This window comes from candidate division KSB1 bacterium, from assembly GCA_022566355.1.
Taxonomy (GTDB): Bacteria; Zhuqueibacterota; JdFR-76; order JdFR-76; family DREG01; genus JADFJB01.
The window spans coordinates 13242-27819 of record JADFJB010000004.1; the positions used below are offsets into that span (position 1 = coordinate 13242).

A 14578-nucleotide genomic window follows, 5' to 3' on the forward strand; every position below is an offset into this window, starting at 1 on the left:
TAAAGTGGACTGGAAAAAATATTTAGAAAATATAAAGGAATTTTATGAAAGACTAGATAGCCGTCAACGTGTTCTATTAATGATCGGGACAGGGATCACATTAACGGTCTTTATTCTGTTGACTTCTTTAGCAACAAGGACCTCCTATGGAGTATTGTATACGGAGCTTGATGCTGCTGAAGCAGGAACTATCGTACAAAAATTAAAAGAAGAGAATGTAGAATTCAAATTGGAAAATGGAGGAAGCACAATTCTGGTTTCCAAATCCGAAATCTACGACTTGAGATTACAATTAGCAGCCCAGGGTTTACCGCAGTCCGGTGGGATCGGCTACGAATTATTTGATAAAAACAATATTGGGATGACAGATTTCCTGCAAAAGATGAATTACAAAAGAGCCCTGGAAGGAGAATTGGCGCGAACAATTACCACGATATCAAAAATCAAAGCTGCCAGGGTTCATTTGGTTATTCCGGAAGAACGATTATTTGATGAGAACCAGAAAGAGGCTACTGCATCAATTACAACGAAGCTAAAGCCCGGATTAAGACTTTCCCAAAGTGAAACTAATGCAATTGCCAACTTAGTAGCGGCTAGTGTAGAGGGTCTTTCCCCGGATAATATTACTATAGTGGATACCTATGGAAAAATATTAAGTCAACCACAAGAATCAACATCGCTTCTGGCTAAAACTTCTAATCAGATAGATCTACAAAATAAAATTGAACAATATTACAAAAATAAAGTCGAATCGATTCTAGAAAATGTAATTGGGAGTAATAGAGCGGCTGTGCAGGTATCAGTTGAGCTTAATTTTGACCAGGTTGAACGAACAGCAGAAAAATATGATCCGGACAATTCTGTTATTGTAAGCCAGGAAAAAAACACACAAACCGGTGAGGGTGGAAATGGAAAAATTCCTCAAAAGACTGAGAGTTTAATATCGAATTACGAATCCAATAAAGTTGTAGAGCACATTGTGCAAGAGGTTGGAAATATTAAACGTCTTTCTGTAGCGGTATTGGTAGATGGCAAGTATGAAGTTCCTCCTGGCTCACCTGAAGGAACAGAACCGCAATACTTACCTATGAGTGTGACTGAGTTGACCCAAATTCAAAATATTGTCAAAAATACCGTCGGATATTCAGAAGTAAGACAAGATAATGTTGTGGTGGAGAATATGGCTTTCGATCGCTCATTGATTACGCTTGAAGCTGAAAGTCTGTCAAAAATGGAAAGACAATTATTCTGGGAAACCTGGATTACCAGGTTGATTTATGGATGTCTTTTAATTTTAATTGCTTTTGGATTAAAGAAATTCTTTAAACAATTCAAATCAATATTTAATTCAAAATCGAGTAACAGCCCATTATTTGCTCTTGAATCGCCAGCGCCGGCTGGTGATCCCTTTGATTTTGAAATATCGGCGGATTCTGCAAATAGTGCACGTTTACAGCAGACCATATCAAATTTAACTAAAGAGCAGCCAACTGATGCTGCCAAGCTTCTGAAAGCCTGGTTAATAGAGGATAAGCATGGGGCAGCATAACCCATCAGGGGCTATTGAATCCTTAACCGGGCAGGAAAAAGCAGCCATATTAATGGTCGCCATAGGTCCGGATGCTGCATCCAAAATCCTGAAGAATTTAAGCCTGGAAGATGTGGAAAAAGTAACCAAGGAAATATCCAAGCTAAGAAATATTCCCTCATCACTGATAAATGAAGTTGTTCAAGATTATTACAAAATGGTCTTGGCGCAAAATTATATTTCCGAGGGTGGTTCCGATTATGCTGAACAACTTCTTGAGAAAGCGGTTGGTACTGAACAATCGGCTAAAATTCTGAAAAAACTAGATAATCTGGAGCATGAGCAGCCAAAAGGATTTCAACGCCTGCTAAATATAAACGTCGAACAGCTTGTTAATTTTTTAATTAAAGAACACCCCCAAACCATAGCTCTGGTGTTATCTCATATGGAGATGCCAAAAGCAATCTCAATATTCGGAGAGTTCCCAGAGGAGCTGCAAGTAGATGTAGCTTTTAGGATGGCCAAACTTGATCGAATATCACCCGACTTAGTGGAAGAAGTAGAAAAGTACCTGGAAAATCATTTTAAAGGGCAATTTGGCAAGGGGCTGGGGGATGTTGACGGACAACGAATAGTAGCTGAGTTATTAAATCTCTCCGGCAAATTTATTGAAAAATCCGTTATGGAGGGTATTGTCCAAATTGACCAGGATCTAGCTACAGAAATTAAGAACTTAATGTTTGTCTTTGATGATTTGATCTTGATGGATGACAGATCGATCCAGCGAATTATGAAAGAAATAGATATGCATGAGCTGGGGATAGCTTTGAAGGGAGCTAGCGATGAAATTAAAGAAAAGATTTACAGAAATATGTCGAAAAGAGCAGCTAGTATGTTGCGTGAAGAACTTGAATTTATGGGTCCAATGCGGGTGTCTGAAGTAGAAAATTCCCAGAGGAATATTCTTACAGTTGTGTCTAATCTTGAAGAAAGCGGTGATATTGTTATTAACAGGGAAGGAAGTGATTCAGATGTCATCGTTTAGTATTCCGGTGAAAAGGAAAGTTAAACAAGTCGAGCTTATTTCTCAGAAGATAACCTGGGAGGATTTTAGCATTCCGCTTAAGAATGTCTCTAAAATAACCAAGCAAGAAGACGAGTTTTCGGAATCAGTTGAGGAGAAAAAGGATTATTTTTCAGATGAAATCCTCAAAGAAGTTAAAGAGGAGGCCTATTCAAGAGGATTCAATGATGGAAAGAAAGAAGGATATGATTCCGGAAAAGAAGCGGGCATATCAGAAATAGAGCCTAAAAGCCGGGTCCTTGAAAATTTGATAAAAGTACTTAAAGACGGGAAAGAGTCATTCTATCGAGAAAATGAGCTTTTTATTGTGAAGCTAGCAATTGAAATTTCAAAAAAGATCATCCATCGAGAACTGAAGCAAAGTCCGGAAATACTGATCTATGTCGTCAGGGAAGCTTTAAGACGAGTAGCCAACAGTGGACACATTCTCGTGAAAGTAAATCCGGAAGATTTGAAGTTGTTCCAAGCCTTGGATAAAGAAGTGGGGGATCAACTTTCCGCCTTTGAAAGTGTAGATTTTATTTCTGCGGAAGAAATCCAAAGAGGAGGTTGTACTATTGAGTCTGAAGTCGGGATCGTAGATGCCCAATTGGATGTCCAGCTTGAAAAAATCGAACAAATGTTAATTGGAGATATGGATGACTAATACCAGTTCATATTCTACTAACATTTATGAATTCTATAAAAAACAATTGTCGCAGATAGACCCTATTGTTCAGCGTGGAGAAATATTAAACATTACTGGAAATATAATTGAATCTCGAGGACCGACGGCGGCAATAGGAGATCTTTGCTATATTTTTCCTAAAAACAATAAACAAAAGGGAAAAGCAGAGGTTGTTGGATTTAGGAACCATAAAACGTTATTAATGCCATTGCATGAGATGACCGGATATCAACCTGGAACCAAGGTTGTTTCCAGCCAGGAAAAAATAAATATCTCTGTTGGTGATGAACTATTAGGCCGTGTTTTGAATGGTTTAGGTAAGCCAATTGATGGAAAAGGCCAGGTTCATTTTACAGAAAAAAGATCTATCTATAGCGAGCCACCCTCACCACTGCAAAGAAAACCCATCAATGATCCGATCTGGACAGGCATTAAATCTATCGATGCATTTACTACCTTCGGTACGGGACAACGAATGGGGATTTTTTCCGGGAGTGGAGTAGGCAAAAGTGTTTTGCTGGGTATGATCGCGAAAAACACTTCAGCAGATGTCAATATCATCGCAATGATTGGTGAAAGAGGACGGGAGGTTCGTGATTTTATCGAAAATGATTTAGGCGAAGAAGGGCTTAAAAAATCAGTTGTGATTGTGGCCACATCAGATGAAATCCCTATCGTCCGTGTGAAAGCAGGATTGATAGCTACTACTATAGCGGAGTTCTTTCGGGATTCTGGTAAGAAGGTAATGTTGATGATGGATTCTTTAACACGGGTTGCAATGGCACAAAGAGAAATTGGACTTGCTATTGGAGAACCGCCAACGACAAAAGGCTATACTGCATCCACATATTCATTGCTGCCAAAAATGCTTGAAAGAGCCGGTAATACGGCAGTTGGCAGCATAACGGGTTTATATACCGTTCTTGTGGAAGGAGATGATTTTAATGACCCTATAGCGGATATGGCTCGTTCTATCCTTGACGGTCATATTGTTTTGGATCGTGATTTAGCCAATAAAGGCCATTATCCGGCTATTGATCCTTTGCAAAGCAAAAGTCGCGTTATGCCGCAAGTAGTTTCCAAGGAACATCTGAATTTGAGCTATCGATTGACTCATTTGATAGCGACATACAAAGAAGCGGAAGATTTAATCAATATTGGTGCATATGTGAAGGGCAGTAATAAAAATATTGATGAATCACTTAAACACATTGACAGTATAAATCGGTTTTTAAAACAAGATGTTAACGAAATCATTCCAAAAGATAAAATTCTAGACTTAATGGAAGCATCCATCCAAAATGATACAGGTGAAAAGCCATGAAGAAATTTTCTTTTAAATTAGCGAAAGTTGCAGAGACAAAAACAATTCAAGTTAAACAAAAATCTCTGGAATTAGCAGAAATGCTCCGCAGTCTTGAAAGCGAGGAAATGGAATTCAATAGAATGTCGAATGAGCTGGAAATACTGCACGAGGAAGTTCTGCAACAAAGTGTAAACGGTTGTTCAGCAAAAGAACTCAGGGATTATCAACGCTACATAAATAAGGTAAGTGCAGAAATTCGTGACCAAAAAAATAGTATGGATAAAATTCAGGATAAAATCGAAGAACTTCAAGTTGGTTTGATGGAGTTGTCAAAGGAAAAAGAAGTTTTAGAGAAATTGCGAGAGAAGAGATACTTAAAACATTTAAAGGAACAAATCAGAGAAGAACAAAAAATGCTCGATGAAATGACTTTGATCACAAAAGGGATTAAGAATCTGTTATGAGAAGGGAAGAAGGGAAAAGCCCGGTCTTTCTTGCAATTGTTCTTTTGCCGTTTTCCTTTTTGGCAACACTGGTATCAGTCTATGTGGCAATATATGGATTTGAATTACCATTTGAAATTCATATGAAAACGGAAATTTCACAGGGTAAAACGGTATCGTTCGATGAGTTAACATTGTATCGAGCCACACTTCTTGACAGCATTAAGTTACTCAGGAATCAAATTGGAACATTAAAAGTGGATAAAGATTCATTTGCGGTCGAAACGGGTGTTTGGCAAGATTCGCTGTTAAATTTGCAAAATGACAAAAGTCTCATTGAAAGTGAGATTCAGCAATTAACAAATAATTTGAATAAAGTCAAAAATCAGTTTGAGCAAGAGAAACAAAACAGAATGAACCGCCTTACCAAAATATTTCAATCAATAGAGCAAGAACAAATTGACTCGGTATATGTTGCTCAATTGGACGACGAAACTCTCATGGATATTTTAGCGCTTGCAAGAGCACAACAAGCTGCTGTGATTTTACAAAAAATTGAACCCAAACGCGCTGCAAAACTAACATCACAATACATTAACCCGAGGTTACAATGACACAACTACTATTTATCCCGGATTCAGCGATCCAGAACTCAAATCTCGGAAATAACATTCAAGATCAAAAGAGTAGCAAAATTGACTCATCAAAAAACGAATTTTGGCAAGTATTTGAAAAATTGATTGGTAAATCGCATGTATCATCTTCATTTGCCGGACAAATCGATAGTGATAATTTTAACTTCGTGGGAAAGAATTCTTTGTCGGTAATTAAATTTAGCTCGGGAAGAGCTCCATTAACTGGTTTGCAGTCAGTAGAAGCACTTGACTTACCGTTAGAATCGTCCAATAGTGCAGTGAAGAATAATTCGTGGTCGTCTATTATTGACCAACTAAAGTCTGAAATTCAAATTACAATTTCGATTAACGATAATAAATCTACCGAGTTTAATACTAATAGCAATGAAATTGAAACAGAACCGAAAAAACAATCCGGCAAATTGGAAAGCAAAAACTGGTTGGGTGTTTCACTTTCAAAAGGTCTGGCAGAAAAGCTTGAAGAAATTCTAAAGCAACATTCCGATCAACCTCAAGTACAATTTTATTCTTCAGTAAATGAAACAAAAAGTTCGAGTTTAGTAAATGAAAATCCCAGCGAAGAGAAAAAACCAATCGTTCAATCATTTGTATTGCGACATAATAACCAACCTATTACTAATAGCCAAAATACTCAATTAAACATTGATGAAGTTCCTTATGGAAATGAATTACTATCGCTATTGGATGGTGAATTTGAATCAACCCCTATCTTGAATAAAACATCTACTGAGTCTTCCCAGGTGATAGCTTTAATACGTGTGTCAAAAGAAAAATTAAATCAACTGCAGAAAATAAATGTGGAGTCACAACCTTCTACAAACAATGAATTAATTTTACCGATAAATGAAAGCCTTTTAAAGACTCAATTAACTACCAATGCCAGCGATTCTCCTAATGAATCACAAGTTAACTTTCATCCTTCTAAATTAAATGAAGGCATTTGGTTACTTTTTACTGATAAATCAAACTCTCCGGATATCTCGGGCAAAAGTAATGCACAGACTGTTAATGAAAGTATAGGTTATGGAAAAATATTGTTGGATTTGGATAGCACAACTTTACCCAAAATCGATGAACAGTATTTAGCGGAATTACCTAAACAGGTTCTGGAGAATTTATCCGAAACACTATTACATAATTCTGATGTTAAAGTGAATGAAGAAGATGGAATACAAGAAATTATCCGGGTCTTAAATTCAGCAGGTTCTGGTGATGATAAAGCTCAAAACATAGAAGAGAGTTTAAAGCCGAAAAGTACTAATCAGCAAACCACGGCACCTATTCCAAATACTGATAAAGTGAGCGAACTCAGAAATTCAGCAGGTTCTGGTGATGATAAAGCTCAAAACATAGAAGAGAGTTTAAAGCCTAAAAGTACTAATCAGCAAACCACAGCACCTAATCCAAATACTGAAAAAGTGAGCGAACTCAGAAATTCAGAAGAAAATGAAGTTACACTTGAAAAAATTAATTTTCCTGAAAAGGTAAAGACAACTGGCTCTGAAGTTCAAAATAGCGAGGATATTGAATCCAAAGACAAAATCAAAGGGCCTAACAAATTTGTTTTTATTTCAAACGAAACAATGAAATCTCTATCCAATTTGGCGAGATCTGAAAAAAAGTCGATGAATTTTACTACGACTGAGGAGGTTAATTACAAACTGTCTACAGTGAAACTAGATTTAATGAGTGATGTGAATATGCCAAAAGTAAGTTTGGCACAAGCTCAAAATACTAGCCAACCAACCAGTAGGACTTTGGAAAATAAACCAATTCCAAGTAAAGAGGGATTGACTCCTGTCGCTGAACTTATCCTTAATTCAGATGAAACGTCTATTGTTAATAATGAAATTGGGCCACGCGAAAAGAAGTTGAATTTAAAAGTTTATAGTGAGCCATTCAATCAAGTATCAAATCCACAAAAGAATGCCGGAAACTTGGAAAAAGTTACTCAAACTCGAGAATTCACTTCGGAGGAAATACAGGAAACTTTAAAAAAACCATTCACCCTATTAAATAGTGAAGATGCGAAAATCGATACTAATAACAAAGAGAAAAACAAATTGAGCCGGAATACAAATATAAATAGGATTTCAATAGCACAACCTACCCATTCAAACCAGGCGAAAGAAACACCTACTCAAATGAATAGTTTTCAAGGAATTTCCAGTGAGAAAATAGAAATTACATTTCAGGAGAATCTTCCCAAAAATATAAAAGAATTTGAAAATGCAATAAATTCAGGCAAGGATGATCAAAAAACTGACTCAATCGGAATTAAGAGTGAAACTGTCATTAATGCTTTGACAAAAGCTCAGCAGGATAAAACTATTGGCAGTGAGAATAGGCCAACTCAGCCAACACTTAAAAACGATGTCATACAAATGAGTTTTCAGAAAATCGATCAACCGGATAATATTCTCAAAATCCAAAATAATTTTAACAAGCCGGCTATTCCATTGAGTAGTGAAAATATCAGAGATGCTATCGAACAGATTGTTCAATCCACCAAACTATATCTCACAAAAGATGCCCAAAAAATTTCGGTTCTGCTGAAGCCGGAATTTCTAGGTATGGCAAAAATTGTGGTTGAAAGCTCTGAGAAAGAAGTGAAAGCAATACTGTATATTGAGCGACCCGAAGTTCGAAATGTATTGGAAAGACAAATAATTCAAATCCATAAGTCATTGCAGGATCAAAATATTCGAGTGGACAAAATAGAAGTTATGGATTTTTCATCCCAATTTTCGAAGAATGGTACAAATACAACTGGACAGGATGGAAGGCAAATGTTGGAGGCCGATAGACATTTACATGAATTAGGTTCCAAAAATGCAATGGTTAATCCAGGCATGGGAGACGATTTTAATAAAAGAGATTTTGGTTATAACACAATAGAATTAACAGCTTAAAATTGAAAGGAGGTGAGAAAAATGGAAGTTCAATCAACTTTGTCAACTTTACCTAATCAAGAGCTGCCGATCTCGGCTGCATCGCAGGATATAATGGGTAAAGAAGATTTTTTGTTGTTACTCGTGGCACAGCTTAAAAATCAAGATCCTTTAAGTCCAATGGAGAGTACGGATTTTATCGCACAGTTGGCCCAGTTTAGCTCACTGGAGCAAATCCAAAATATGAATGAGAAGCTGGGCTTGGGTATTGAAACGGATTTGCTTACCGCTCAATCCATCAACAATTCGATGATTACCTTTCTAATTGGAAAGGAGGTACAAGTTGCCACCGACCAGGTGCAATTAAGTTCAGACACTGAAGTTGAATTGGGATATATAGTGAGCGAAAGTACAGTAAAAGCGAATTTAAAGGTCTATGATAAAAATGGCACGTTGGTCTTTCAAAAGCAAATGGAAGGGTTTAAGCCTGGAACCAATAGTTTTACCTGGGATGGTAAAAATGAAAAAGGAGAATTCATTGGAGATGGCATGTACCGTTTTGAAGTCGAATTGACAGACTCAAATGAACAAAGCACAAATGCATTTACCTATTTACAGGGAATTGTATCAGCAATTCGATACTATTCGGATGGTGCTTTATTGGAAGTTAATGGTCAAACATTTAGTGTCGGCAATGTTATAGAAGTAAGGTCAGAAGGTTAAGGAAACGAAAATGTCAAATCCAATTAAAAAACCAGACATGATTATTTCGCCTTTGCCACTTAGGCAGGGCAAGAATGTTCCAGCGCCTACTACCGCTAAACCTCAAAATAGATTCAATAAAGTATTACAACGAGAGGTTCGGAAGCAGGAAACAATTCGATTTTCCGCGCATGCTGAAAAACGCCTTAAGTCCAGAAATATCAGTATAAATGAAAGCCAAAGGATGAAACTGAACCAGGCTGTCGATACTGCCTCCAGTAAGGGTGTGAAGGATTCCTTGATTTTACTGAATAACCTGGCTTTTGTGGTAAATATAAAAAATCGAATTGTTGTTACAGCGATGGAACAAAGTCAGCTTAAGGAAGGCATAGTAACCAACATTGATAGTACAATGATTATACCAGATAGTGATGAATAAATAAAAATAAACAATAATAATTCACAAATTGAGCAGGCCTCCTGGTAATGCAGTATTTGTTGAAAAGCCGGAGATGCTCAAAAGCTGTTGACCGATTGAGACAGCATCACAAAAAAAGCAGGAGGTACACACCATGATGCGATCATTGTTTGCCGGCGTATCCGGCATAAAAAACCACCAAATAAAGATGGATGTTATTGGAAATAATATTGCCAATATTAATACGGTGGCATTTAAGGCAGGAAGGGTGACATTTTTAGAAGCCTTGTCCTTGACTACAAGAGGGGCAAGCAGGCCAACTGACCAATTAGGCGGCATTAATCCCAGTCAGATTGGATTGGGGATGCTAATTGGCTCTATTGATTCTGTCTTTAGCCAGGGAAGTTTACAGACGACCGGTATTTCTACGGACCTTGCAATTAATGGCGAGGGATTTTTCGTGTTGAGTGATGGTAACAAAACATTCTTTACCCGGGATGGCTCTTTTCGATTCGATGCACAAGGACGTTTAGTGAGTCCCAGCAATGGTAAAATAGTGCAAGGTAAGCTTGCAGATGCTAATGGAATTATTCAAAAGGGAGCTGTCCTTTCAAATATCATTTTGCCTTTTGGTCAACAATTGGCAGCTAAAGCCACTGCTAAAGTCAATTTTACCGGTAATTTGGATGCAAGTGATACACCCCTGGGTACTATTATGGAAACCCGTTCAATGTTAGCAATTGAAGAAGCCGGGGATAATTCTGACCTGAATGGACTATTTGCCCAGGGAAATGCAAATTCGGAAGTTATAGGGTTAAATCCAGGACTATCCAACATCACAGTCAGTGATGGAACGACTACCAAAGTTTATACATATGTGGCTGTTGATACTGGTGCTAATAATGATGATTTTAACTCTATAGATGATTTGCTTACCGAAATTAATGCAGATTATGTCGGATCATTCAGTGCAACATTACAAGCAGATGGTTCAATTTTGATGCAAGATCTTTCAGGAAGCTCCCATCAATTGACTTTTACCAGTGATAATAATACGGTAAATTCAGCGTTTATTTCTGCAAATGGGGTCGTGGACAGCTCCACGGGAGCGACAATCCGCACTGACAAGTTCTCACACATTGCAACTGCAAAGGAAGAGTTAACCAAACTAAGGAATTCGATTGGAATTTCGTTAGGACTAAATGTAGGTGATGACATTATTATTAGCGCTGCAGTAGCTGGTACTAATGTGTCCAACGCGTTTACCATTGGCGCAACCAGTACTTTGAGTGATTTATCGTCTAGTGTTAAAACTACATTTGGAATTAGTGATCTTAATGGTGTAACCATTGATTCCGATGGTTCTTTAAGAATTGCTAGTGACCCAGGAAAAACAAATGAATTAACGGCGGTTACCATCAGGGTAACAGGAAATAGTACTTTTAATACTGTCACTACAGTTAATGAACTGCAAAGTGCTAGAGATGCTTTCCACACTACAAGTATTACTGTGTATGACAAGTTAGGACAAGATCATGTATTAACAATGACATACACCAAATCTAACATTAAAAACCAGTGGAATTGGGAAGTTACTTTGGATAATAATCAAGTGGTTTCTTCCGGTAATAAGGGGATTGTTACTTTTAATTCCGATGGATCTCTTAACTCTTTTACTTATGAAAACGGTGTTCAGGCGCTTGAATTTGACCCAGGAACCGGAGCAGAAACCATGAGAATCCAGTTTAATGTTGGTGAACGAGGCGGTCTGAATGGTCTATCACAATTCTCTTCTTTCAGTAATGCTGTTGCGAATTTCCAAGACGGTAATCCCAGTGGCGATTTGGTGAGTGTGAGTTTTGACCAGTCAGGTAAAATAGAAGGCCATTTTTCAAACGGAATAAATAGAACATTGGCGCAAATTTCATTGGCAAAATTCACAAATCCAAGTGGTCTCAGTAGAACCGGTGGAAATTTCTATGTTGAAACCTCTGCAAGTGGTTTACCATTTATCGGAACAGCTACTGAAAATTTCGGTTCTCAGATAAATACCGGCACTTTAGAAATGTCAAATGTTAATCTTGCGCAGGAATTTACCGATATGATAATAGCACAAAGAGGTTTTCAGGCGAACTCTAGGGTAATAACTACTAGTGATGAATTATTACAAGAGTTGGTTAACCTTAAGCGATAATAACGCATAATGAGTAGGATGGGCAGCCCTGTTTGGGCTGCCCAAATAAATATGATTGATGTAACGCTTCTTAATAATAGAAAAATGGTGATAAACGCAGAGTTAATCGAAGTGATTGAGGAAACTCCTGATACGATTATTACGCTGACATCTGAACGAAAAATAATTGTCAGAGAGAAGTCTGATGAGATTATATCTCGAGTTATTTCATATAGAAGACGAATATATAATAATAATTTTTCCACCACAAATTGGGAAGACTATAAGAATTAGGAGTTAAATAAAAGGAACATGGATCTCGCAACAATAATTGGTATATTTAGCGGCATTGGGTTGATTTTTACCACAATTTACTTGCAGGGAAGTCTTTCATCTTTTATTGAAGTGGGATCGATTTTTGTAGTTGTAGGCGGAACTGTTGCAGCAACCCTAATAAATTATCCTTTTCGAGAAATATTAAGCGTCGTAGGAGTCGTGAAGAATGCATTTAAAGCGACTGACCAAAATCCAAAAGATGCAATAAAAACAATCACTGAATTTGCTGAACTTGCAAGAAGAGAAGGAATCTTAGCGCTTGAAAGCAAAATTCAGGACGTTGATGAACCTTTCTTGAAACAAGCACTTCAATTAGCAATTGATGGTACGGAGCCGGACTTAATGCGCTCAATTTTAGGAACAGAGCTTTCTTATTTACAACAAAGACACGACCTGGGGCAAGGTATTTTTAAATCGATGGGCACCTACGCACCGGCTTTCGGAATGATTGGGACACTTATTGGGCTTGTCATAATGTTAGCAAATATGGAGGACCCATCAACGATTGGTCCTGCTATGGCCATTGCTCTTATAACTACATTCTATGGTGCAGTGTTGGCGAATTTGATTTTCCTGCCTATTTCCGGAAAGTTAAAAGAGCGATCAAAACAGGAAGTTTTGATAAAAGAATTGGTTATGGAAGGAGTCTTTTCTCTTCAATCAGGCGAAAATCCGAGAATTATCGAACAAAAATTGGTTTCTTTTATTCCGCCAAAATTTAGAACGGAAATTCTAGCAGCAGAAAAGCCCTGATTTTTTGGAGATAACCTTTTTTAGATTATGCGAATTCAAAACCGAAGAAAAAATGATCGTCAAGCACCCTCAAATGAAGGTGGAGGTGCCCCCGATTGGACGGTAACTTATGGCGATCTAATGTCATTACTTTTGACGTTTTTTATTTTAATTGCATCTTTCTCATCAATTCAAGAGTCAGGATTTAAAAAAGCCAGTGGTTCTTTAAAAGGCGCATTGGGTGTATTGAAGTTTCATCCGGCGCCTATTGAGCCGAATCCGATAATCATAAAAGCTATCGGAGGTAATAAGAAATCGGACGACAGCGAGGTTGATCTTGAAAATTTAGTTAAATATATAGATCAAGATGATTTTAAAAATATGGTCTCTATTAAAATTGGTGAAGGAGAAGTTCTGATTCGTATGGATGCACCCATTTTGTTTGAATTGGGTCGGGCACAATTAAAACAGTCTGTTTTTAAACTTTTAGAAAAAATAGGAAAATTGGTTAGGAATTGGCCGAATAAAACCAGGATAGAAGGACATACTGATGATTTACCAATAAATACAATTGAGTATCCTTCAAACTGGGAATTATCTGCAGCTCGATCTTTGAGTGTAATCCACTTTTTTGAAAAGGTATCCTTTGTAGATCCAAAAAAGATTTACTATGCGGGCTATGGAGAGAATAAACCCCTTGTCCCAAATACCACCGCAGAAAATCGAAAAAAAAATAGAAGAGTGGAGATTTATTTAGAAAAAACCGATAATCCTATTGATTGGTATAGTGAGGTTGAATCTAATTGAGGTGCGACAATGGCAGATGATGAAAAAAATAAAGGATCCGGAATATCTATTAAAAAAATGTTAATCATATGGATACCACTTTTTCTAGTTCAATTGGTGGTATCTTATGTGGTAATCGCAAAATATTTTAAGCCAAAAATGAATCCGCAAGTAGAACAAGTCAAAAAAGAAAAAGAAAAAAAGTTGAAATATAATAAGGGTAAATTAGGCAAGTTCTTTTTAGTTGAAGACATTATAGTCAATCCCAAGGGATCGGATGGAAGAAGGTTTGTTAATTTAAGCGTCAGTTTTGAATGTGAGAATGATGGTGTAAAAAATGAAGTAGAAAAACGTTTAATATTAGTTCGGGATTATTTGATCTCTCTTATTTCGGAACGAACGATCAGTCAAATAGATCATAAAAATGGGAAAGATTCGCTCAGGTATGAAATATTGGAAAACGTGAATGAAATGTTACCGAATGGTGGTGTCATCAACGTTTATTTTGATAATTTTATCATGCAGTAGCACCTCAAATTATTTCTGCCATTATTAACAAACTGACAATTAGAACCGATAGAACGGCCATGTGATTAGGGGATTTAAAATGATTTTTCCATATAACTATTAACACTTCAACGAGTTTTATATTTGTATTATTTACTGGATGTAATTTTTCAATCTAAATACTTTAGTGCTCGGTGAAAACTGGTTATAAATTAAGAGAATTGAGAAGTCAAATATAGAATTACATCCAATTAACTAACCTGAATAATTCATGAATCATGCTTTCATGCTTAAAACTTCCAACTATGTCATCCCGTCGCGTGACGGGATCTATTTCCATACATTTTGA

The 14578-nt window shown here is 37.0% G+C and carries 14 protein-coding genes; all 14 read left to right on the forward strand.

What is annotated here, in order from left to right; genetic code table 11:
- Positions 1 to 4: 4 nt before the first annotated feature.
- The gene (gene fliF, locus IIC38_01495; protein MCH8124625.1) at positions 5 to 1549 is read left to right on the forward strand and encodes a flagellar M-ring protein FliF; all 1545 of its coding nucleotides are present in this window, start codon (positions 5 to 7) and stop codon (positions 1547 to 1549) included.
- A complete protein-coding gene (fliG, locus tag IIC38_01500; GenBank protein ID MCH8124626.1) occupies positions 1536 to 2573 on the forward strand; it encodes a flagellar motor switch protein FliG in 1038 nt (345 codons plus the stop codon). Before fliF ends, fliG begins: the two co-directional genes overlap by 14 nt.
- Positions 2560 to 3258, forward strand: coding sequence for a hypothetical protein (locus IIC38_01505; protein MCH8124627.1), 699 nt, complete (start codon positions 2560 to 2562; stop codon positions 3256 to 3258). The genes fliG and IIC38_01505 overlap by 14 nt, the downstream gene beginning before the upstream one ends.
- On the forward strand, positions 3251 to 4603 hold the full coding sequence (locus IIC38_01510; protein MCH8124628.1) for a FliI/YscN family ATPase: 1353 nt from the start codon (positions 3251 to 3253) through the stop codon (positions 4601 to 4603). The genes IIC38_01505 and IIC38_01510 overlap by 8 nt, the downstream gene beginning before the upstream one ends.
- Entirely contained in the window at positions 4600 to 5049 is a 450-nt protein-coding gene (fliJ, locus tag IIC38_01515; protein ID MCH8124629.1) for a flagellar export protein FliJ, read from the forward strand. The genes IIC38_01510 and fliJ overlap by 4 nt, the downstream gene beginning before the upstream one ends.
- A complete protein-coding gene (locus IIC38_01520) occupies positions 5046 to 5642 on the forward strand; it encodes a hypothetical protein (GenBank protein ID MCH8124630.1) in 597 nt (198 codons plus the stop codon). Before fliJ ends, IIC38_01520 begins: the two co-directional genes overlap by 4 nt.
- Positions 5643 to 5764: 122 nt before the next feature.
- Positions 5765 to 8596, forward strand: a complete 2832-nt coding sequence (locus tag IIC38_01525; protein ID MCH8124631.1) for a flagellar hook-length control protein FliK — start codon at positions 5765 to 5767, stop codon at positions 8594 to 8596.
- A gap of 21 nt (positions 8597 to 8617) precedes the next feature.
- Positions 8618 to 9298: a flagellar hook assembly protein FlgD gene (locus tag IIC38_01530; protein MCH8124632.1), complete on the forward strand. Its 681-nt coding sequence runs from the start codon at positions 8618 to 8620 to the stop codon at positions 9296 to 9298.
- A gap of 10 nt (positions 9299 to 9308) precedes the next feature.
- Positions 9309 to 9716, forward strand: coding sequence for a hypothetical protein (locus IIC38_01535; protein ID MCH8124633.1), 408 nt, complete (start codon positions 9309 to 9311; stop codon positions 9714 to 9716).
- Between the two features lie 133 nt (positions 9717 to 9849).
- Complete coding sequence (locus IIC38_01540) at positions 9850 to 11889, forward strand: flagellar hook-basal body complex protein (protein MCH8124634.1); 2040 nt, start codon at positions 9850 to 9852, stop codon at positions 11887 to 11889.
- A gap of 51 nt (positions 11890 to 11940) precedes the next feature.
- A complete protein-coding gene (locus IIC38_01545; GenBank protein ID MCH8124635.1) occupies positions 11941 to 12162 on the forward strand; it encodes a flagellar FlbD family protein in 222 nt (73 codons plus the stop codon).
- An 18-nt stretch (positions 12163 to 12180) separates the two neighbouring features.
- On the forward strand, positions 12181 to 12957 hold the full coding sequence (locus IIC38_01550) for a MotA/TolQ/ExbB proton channel family protein (protein ID MCH8124636.1): 777 nt from the start codon (positions 12181 to 12183) through the stop codon (positions 12955 to 12957).
- A 27-nt stretch (positions 12958 to 12984) separates the two neighbouring features.
- Positions 12985 to 13743 (forward strand): OmpA family protein, encoded by a 759-nt coding sequence (locus IIC38_01555; protein ID MCH8124637.1) that lies wholly within the window; start codon positions 12985 to 12987, stop codon positions 13741 to 13743.
- A 9-nt stretch (positions 13744 to 13752) separates the two neighbouring features.
- Complete coding sequence (locus IIC38_01560) at positions 13753 to 14250, forward strand: flagellar basal body-associated FliL family protein (protein ID MCH8124638.1); 498 nt, start codon at positions 13753 to 13755, stop codon at positions 14248 to 14250.
- Positions 14251 to 14578: the final 328 nt, after the last annotated feature.